7 protein-coding genes are annotated in these 7,564 nt (G+C 34.7%); 3 read left to right on the forward strand and 4 right to left on the reverse strand.

The genetic code is table 11. From position 1 onward, the window contains the following. Nucleotides 1-27 precede the first annotated feature (27 nt). A complete protein-coding gene (locus C8P67_RS17155) occupies nucleotides 28-1,035 on the forward strand; it encodes a DUF1852 domain-containing protein (RefSeq protein ID WP_211319925.1) in 1,008 nt (335 codons plus the stop codon). Nucleotides 1,036-1,058: 23 nt separating this feature from the next. Beyond that, nucleotides 1,059-2,087: a methionine synthase gene (locus tag C8P67_RS17160; protein WP_115814410.1), complete on the forward strand. Its 1,029-nt coding sequence runs from the start codon at nucleotides 1,059-1,061 to the stop codon at nucleotides 2,085-2,087. A 241-nt stretch (nucleotides 2,088-2,328) separates the two neighbouring features. Here the strand turns inward: C8P67_RS17160 and C8P67_RS17165 are convergent, their stop codons facing one another. Continuing rightward, on the reverse strand, nucleotides 2,329-3,321 hold the full coding sequence (locus C8P67_RS17165) for a bile acid:sodium symporter family protein (RefSeq protein ID WP_115814411.1): 993 nt from the start codon (nucleotides 3,319-3,321) through the stop codon (nucleotides 2,329-2,331). Between the two features lie 185 nt (nucleotides 3,322-3,506). On the opposite strand from C8P67_RS17165, the gene C8P67_RS17170 reads away from it, so the two are divergent. After that, the gene (locus tag C8P67_RS17170) at nucleotides 3,507-3,968 is read left to right on the forward strand and encodes an Lrp/AsnC family transcriptional regulator (RefSeq protein WP_115814412.1); all 462 of its coding nucleotides are present in this window, start codon (nucleotides 3,507-3,509) and stop codon (nucleotides 3,966-3,968) included. Between the two features lie 445 nt (nucleotides 3,969-4,413). Here C8P67_RS17170 and C8P67_RS17175 read toward each other — a convergent pair whose 3' ends face one another. The 3 genes from C8P67_RS17175 to C8P67_RS17185 form a co-directional block, all read right to left on the reverse strand. Then, the gene (locus tag C8P67_RS17175) at nucleotides 4,414-5,202 is read right to left on the reverse strand and encodes a phytanoyl-CoA dioxygenase family protein (RefSeq protein ID WP_115814413.1); all 789 of its coding nucleotides are present in this window, start codon (nucleotides 5,200-5,202) and stop codon (nucleotides 4,414-4,416) included. A gap of 157 nt (nucleotides 5,203-5,359) precedes the next feature. Further along, a complete protein-coding gene (locus C8P67_RS17180; RefSeq protein ID WP_115814414.1) occupies nucleotides 5,360-6,400 on the reverse strand; it encodes a MupA/Atu3671 family FMN-dependent luciferase-like monooxygenase in 1,041 nt (346 codons plus the stop codon). A 41-nt stretch (nucleotides 6,401-6,441) separates the two neighbouring features. Then, the coding region (locus C8P67_RS17185; RefSeq protein ID WP_211319926.1) for a thioesterase domain-containing protein at nucleotides 6,442-7,564 on the reverse strand (1,123 nt) is incomplete at its 5' end.

A 7,564-nucleotide genomic window follows, 5' to 3' on the forward strand; every position in this document is an offset into this window, starting at 1 on the left:
GATTCAGTATAAACGAAAAAGAAATATATGGAAACTACCCAAAATACCATCAATTATGATTTTGCGTTCACGCTAAATAGCACTTGTTTAGATGAAAACTACTCCCCATCAAATGAAACGCGTCTGACAACCAATTTTGCAAACCTGGCTAGAGGAGCTAATCGCCAGCAAAACTTACGTAATGCCTTAAATATGATTAACAATCGATTTAATGCATTGGCTCATTTGGATAATCCAAAAGCAGATCGTTATCTTGTAGAACTTGAAATCATCACAGTAACGATGAGTATTGATGATAAGAATGGTAGTAACAATCTGCCGTTGATTGAAGTTTTAAAAACGAATATCTTTGACCGTAAAACCGGCCAGCATATTGAAGGTGTTGCGGGGAATAATTTTTCTTCTTACGTACGCGATTATGATTTCAGTATTTTATTGATCGAGTACAATAAAAATAAATCTGATTTTTGTATTCCTGAAAACTTTGGTGATTTGCACGGAAAATTATATAAGTGCTTTGTAAATTCAACTGCTTATAAAGAATACTTTAAGATGTCACCGATCATTTGTCTAAGTGTATCGAGCAACAAAACGTATACTCGAACTGAGTATCATCACCCGGTTCTGGGTTTTGAATATCTGCAGGATCAGTATTCCCTCACTGATGAATATTTCTCTAAAATGGGCTTAAAAGTTCGTTTTTTCATGCCTCATAATAGTGTAGCGCCGATGGCTTTTTATCATTCCGGAGATCTGCTTGCTGATTATACTGATCTTGGGCTAATCAGCTCAATCAGCACGATGGAGACTTTCCAGAAGATTTATCGCCCTGAAATTTACAATGCAAATTCAGTGGCTGGGAAAATCTATCAGCCTAACCTTAAACACGAAGATTATTCACTGACCCGCGTTGATTATGACCGCGAAGAACGCAGCCGACTGGCTGTTGAACAGGGTAAATATGCAGAAGAGCAATTTATTAAACCTCACAAAGGTGTCTTAGAACAGTGGTCTGCCAATTTTGATCTTAATTAATACAACACATTAAAAATATTTATATGAAGAAATTTTTACCAACCTCAATCGTTGGAAGTTTACCCAAACCTGCCTGGCTTGCACCACCCGAAAAACTTTGGTCGCCCTGGAAATTAGAAGGAGATCAGTTAATTGAAGGGAAGCAAGATGCTTTGCGCATTTCTTTACAGGAACAGCATTTGGCAGGAGTCGATATAATTAGTGATGGTGAACAGACACGCCAGCATTTCGTAACCACTTTTATCGAGCATTTAAGCGGTGTAGATTTTGAAAATCGTAAAACTGTAAGAATTCGTGACCGTTACGATGCGAATGTTCCTATGGTTGTAGACGAGGTTGCACGTCAAAAATCAGTATTTGTTGATGATGCTAAATTTTTACGTACACTGACTAAAAAACCAATAAAATGGGCTTTGCCTGGACCAATGACAATGGTAGATACGTTATACGACAACCATTATAAAAGCAGGGAAAAATTGGCTTGGGAATTTGCGAAAGCACTAAATGAAGAAGCAAGAGAACTGCAGGATGCAGGGGTAGATATTATCCAGTTTGACGAACCTGCATTTAATGTGTTCTTTGATGAAGTTAACGATTGGGGAATGGCAGTATTAGAAAAAGCCATTGAAGGTTTAAAGTGCCAAACTGCAGTACATATCTGCTACGGTTATGGAATACAAGCTAATAATGACTGGAAAAAAACATTGGGTTCAGAGTGGCGTCAATACGAAGAAATTTTCCCGAAAATTCAAAAATCTAATATTGATATTGTGTCTTTAGAATGCCATAACTCAAAGGTGCCTCTTAATCTGATTGAACTCGTTCGTGGCAAAAAAGTAATGGTCGGAGCTATCGATGTAGCAACAAATAGTATCGAAACACCTGAAGAAGTAGCTGATACCCTGCGTAAAACTCTTAAATTTGTAGATATCGAAAATCTTTACCCTAGTACAAACTGCGGTATGGCTCCTTTGGCGCGAAACGTTGCAAGAGGTAAGCTAAGTGCTTTAAGCGCTGGAGCAGAAATTATACGCAAAGAATTTGGGATGTAATTCCAATTTATAAATAGTATTCTTTTTGACCGTCTGTGGAGTTTAGCGTAGCGACTCTGCAGACGGTCAAATAATTTAGAGACTATTGCTTCTTCAATACATTCTACAAAGAAACTTCAATCAAGTGTCAAGAAACCGCTATCCTGTGATCGCAGACAGTTAAAAGTAGCTGCAAACGGCTAACCTCCGCATTGAGATTCTTTACCAAAAAAGAAGAAAGAACACTGCCATAAATAAAAAATTATACTTCTTTTCGTCGAGCCATACGCTGAGCGATGATGCTGGCAGCAATCAATTGAAAGGCATGGTAAAGCATTAATGGCAGCAATATGATACCGGTGATGGTACTGTGCTGAAAGAGTACTTTTGACATGACGGTGCCGTGTACCAATGACTTTTTAGATCCGCAGAATAATACCGTAATACGATCTTCTTCTGAAAAGCCAAACAAGCGGCTGAGCAGTCCAACACAAAGAAATACAGCAAAAAACAAGGCCATCATTCCTACTGCGAGTCCGGCAAGTTCAAGGGCAGTGAAGCCTTCAAAAAGATGTTCGGAGAATGACTTGGAAAACGACGTGTAAATAATGGTGAGGATAATTCCCTGATCGAAATATTTGAGCTGTTTCTTATATTTTTCGGCAATAGCGCCAAAACGGGAGTTGAGGCTTATACCGATAATAACAGGCAGCAAGACTTGAAGTAGCAGCTTTATGAAGATATCAGTGGTATCAAAATCACCTGTTGCAGAAGCGATGAACAGCCCAACCCAGAGTGGCGTTACCACTACTCCAATCAAACTGGAAATACTAGCATTGAAAATAGCTGCAGAAATATTACCCTTGGCGATGGAAACCATAACCACGGAAGAGGAAACTGTGGACGGTAAAGCTGCCAAAAAGAACACACCTAACCAAAGCAGTTCGAAGCCAGCATTGACAAACAAAGGGCGAAATACCAAAACGATAAGCGGAAAAAATAAAAAGGTTGTCAGCTGAACGACAATGTGCATTTTCCAGTTGGCAAGCCCAGCTTTAAGTTTCTCAACACTCAGCCTCACGCCATAAAACAAGAAAATAAACGACACGCCTACATTGGCAATCTCTTCCAGCGAAACAGGTTCTTTGATCATTCCTGGTTGCGGCAAAAAATAAGCCAGCAGAATCATGGTGGCTATCATTAACAGGAAACCGTCGAAACCTGCTTTACTTAATACGTTCAATAACTTTTTCAATGTGCTCTTATTATATTACTTTACTGAAATTTTATTCAGCTTCATTCTCTATACAAAGTTACCTTATACAACTAAAAAAGCTGGCCGATGTTCTCACTTAAGAGAATTCAGCTGTATTACCACACAAAACAAGTGTTATTTACTTTTAAAAATGTATTTTTGAAACTTAAAAAGATTTTTTTGCTATGGAAGAACTCGATACTACCGATCTGCTTTTGCTGAAGATACTGGGAAACAATTCCAGCTATACCATAAAGGAACTGGCCGCACAAGTAAACCTCTCACCTACTCCTGTTTTACAGCGGGTAAAAAAACTGGAAAATAATGGATACATCAAAAAGTATATTGCACTAATTGATCATGAAAAATTTAGCCATGGTTTTATCGTTTTCTGCAATATAAAGCTCAAACAGCATGACCGAAATATCGGAAACAGTTTTGTTGAGGACATCCTGAAAATTGACGAAGTAGTGGAGTGTTATAACATTTCTGGAGATTATGATTTTATCCTAAAAGTATTCGCAAAGGACATGAAACAATACCAGAATTTCGTTTTCAATAAATTAGGATCTGTCGAAAGTATCGGCAGTACGCAGAGTACTTTTGTAATGTCCGAAATAAAAAATCTGCATAATATAAGTCTATAATGTATTGTCTCGATAAAAAAAGTCCTGTTTGTATCAGCAGCAACAGGTCTTCAAACAATCAAAATCTAAAAGAAACAAAGGCGGACAATTTTTCAACTATATAAAGTGCTTTTATAAATTATTAGTTATTGATTTTTTAATCATTTAACACCGATAATTGCAATTAATGTCAAATTATTTAAGTGATAAAATTTTTCCATCAATTCCCAATGGGACATCTAAACCAAATTGCTGAAGCAACTCAAAGACAGCCTCTACCTTTAATAGGCCAATCTCTTCAAATCTTCAATAAAATTTATCATAATTTGTCCCATCAAGGTCACAAAAAAAGCTAAATCTTTCGATTTAGCTTTTTTTTATGCTTCTTAGTTTTTACATAAGTTTTTAACTTAGAAAAAATACCCTCTTATTTTTTGACTAAATTAATCCGCTTTTTGCGGACAATTTACAATACAATTTTCTCAATTTCAGTCAAAACACTATTATCCTTAGAACAAATATAATCTGGTCTACTATTTTCCGAAACCGGCAAGTTATTAATACTATTATAAGTTATAATAACAGTGTCTCTTTCATATGGAGAAAGATTACCTGTAGAAGCATGAAATAAGTTGGGATGAAAAAAAACAACTGATCCGGCTCTAAGCTCTAAGACCTGAATGCCGTTTTGATCTGCATATGTTTTAACAATAGTATCATCAACAGTAAATTTTAAGTTGGAGCTAAGCGAATTTAATATATCATTTTTATCGAGATTCCCTTTATCCTTAAATTTAGCTATACCTTCTTTTTGTGATCCTGGAATAACCATTAAAGGGCCTTGATAAGACTTTGCATCATCTAAATAAATCATTGCTGAAATCATATCTGGAGTTGACACACCATCATCGAAGTGCCAATAGGGATAATCTTGGTGCCACTCCCACCATTTACCTAAAAATGGCTCTTTAAGATTTAATTTATATTGATACAAATATAAGTTTTCTTTTACTAAATTTTGTACTATGTTCAATAATCGAAAATCCTTGTACAGATTTGCATATATCTGTGAATGCATGTGAGGAGCAAATACAGAACGAATCTTGTTATCCTCACAAATAACATTTGGTAATTTTTTTTTACTTTCAAAATAAGATACTTCATTCTTGTATACATTCACTTCCTCTAAAGTAAACATATCCTCAATTACGATATAACCATTCCGATTATAACTTTCGATTTGATTTTCATCCATTTCTTTTTACTTTTAAAATCAATATTATACTTACAAATAAAATTATTAATTAATAAAAATCCTAATAATTTTTCAATGTTTTTTTTTTCATATTTAAAACTGACTAAACACATTATAAAAACTCGATGAATCCCGGTTTTAATATGTATTTAGTCAATTACAAGGACTGCCTTAATTCAGTTATGTATTTTAAATTTTCGAATATTCGGTCAGACGAAGGACCAAAATCAAGTAAGCAGGCTATTTCATCCACTCCGGCCCCTGTTATTTTTCGTACTAGATCGATGCAAGATTCTTTACTGCCTATCAATCCTTTTGTATTAGCAAATCTTTCATATAAAAAATTCAAAAAATCATCTAGATCCTCTTCAGATAAAGAATCCAATGAAAAATCACGATCTCTATTATAAGCCATTCCTTCAAATAATTTTTTATTTCGTTTTAAAAAATTACAGTATGGTTTTCTTGCTTCCTCTTTTATAATCTCATTATCTAACCCAATAAATGTGTGTAACATCAAAGTAACTTTACCTGTTTTAGGATCAAAACCGTTTTCTCTACGTGCTTGTCGATAAAGGTCTATTTTCACTGACAACTCTTCTACCGTTTGATCTAGAACTGAAGTCAGAATATTAAATCCTAATTTACCTGCATTTTTAAATCCTTCAGAATTTGCGCTTACCGTTAGATAAAATGGTACTTCTTTTTGGACTGTAGATGGATATATTTTGATATCTACCTTTTTCCCATTACCACTTAATCGCTCTATAGATTCTCCTCTCCATAATTTTTTAACTTTAGATATTCCTTCATACATTACCTTATGTTTGTCTTTATAATTTTGTGAGAAAAAAACAAAATCATCTGGATTCCATCCTGAAGCTACTGATAATCCAACTCGTCCATTAGATAAATTATCAACCATTGCCCATTCTTCTGCCACACGTATGGGGTCGTGAAGTGCCATAACTACACTTCCACTATTTAGTCTTATTCTTGTTGTTATACTTGCTAGAGCTGCTTGAAGTACTGCCGGATTATTAAATATTCCTCCAAATTCTGTAAAGTGACGTTCTGGAACCCAAATAGATGAGAAATTATTTTCATCACCATAGATAGCGCACTTTTTTACCAAATCATAAATATTTCCCGATAAGGAATCTTCACTACTAGCGAAAAACATAATTCCAAATTCCATGTATTTTTACTTTTTTAAATTATCTGCCTGATTATTATTACTTACTGTTTTAAGATACATGCGATTTGCTCAACATTTTCTCTATTTAAAATTGCATCATGGGTTGTAGATATTGAATGTACTATTACTTCTTTATTAGTATATTTATTCCACCCATAGTCAAATCCATAAACATCATCATCGTTAAAAACTATTTTTCCATCCAAATCTGCATATGTTGTTTTAAACAAAATAACTTGTGTATTTAGTTTTTCTTCTACCTTGTATAAATAGGAACAATTTTCATTGTAGAAATTAACTTCTAAACGTCCTTTTACTTCCTTCTCTCTTAGTTTAAATTCTGACTCCCTTAGCAATTTACTCACTGCTTCGAGTTGTTCTTCTTTAGATTTTTCTTCAAGAGCTAAATCTGAAAAATTAAAGTCGTCCCCAAATACCTCTGTTTGGTTTTCTAAAAATTCCCGAAATAATTGGTCTTCATCAATTTTACTATTATCTTCAAATGAAACTCTTCCATCAAAAATCACTAGTTCTTCGACGTGAAATCCGCCATTTCGTAATTGCACTGCCATTTCATAAGCTACGGTTGCTCCAAATGAATATCCTCCAAGTCGATAAGGGCCATGCGGATCCTTTTTTTGCATTTCTGTAATAAACCCTGAGGCCATTTCTTCAATAGATTTTAAAATTGGAGCTTCCCCATATAATCCTGAACATTGAAATGCATAAACAGGTTGATCTTTTCCTAATAGTTTTGTCAGTTCAATATAGCAATTAACTGTTCCGCTCCCTGGTGGAGTTAGATATATAGCGTTTAGAGTTCCTTTTTCTTGCAAAGGAACCATAAGGCTTTCTTTGAAATGATTCACTGAATTCATATTATCAACAAACTCAGAAATCGTTGAGTATTCAAAGACCATATTAATACTGATATCTGTAGAGAATACCTCATTAATAAAGGAAACTAATTTTATAACTAATAAACTATGCCCCCCCAATTCAAAAAAGTCATCATGAATTCCTACTTTATCAACTCCTAATATTTCCTGCCAGATAACAGCTAACTGCTCTTCCGTTTCATTGCGGGGTGCTGCATATTCTTTGCTGGATAATTCTGAACCATCCGGATCCGGTAAAGCCTTTTTATCCAGTTTTCCATTACTG

The sequence above is a fragment of the Flavobacterium aquicola genome (genome assembly GCF_003385115.1).
Taxonomy (GTDB): Bacteria; Bacteroidota; Bacteroidia; order Flavobacteriales; family Flavobacteriaceae; genus Flavobacterium; species Flavobacterium aquicola.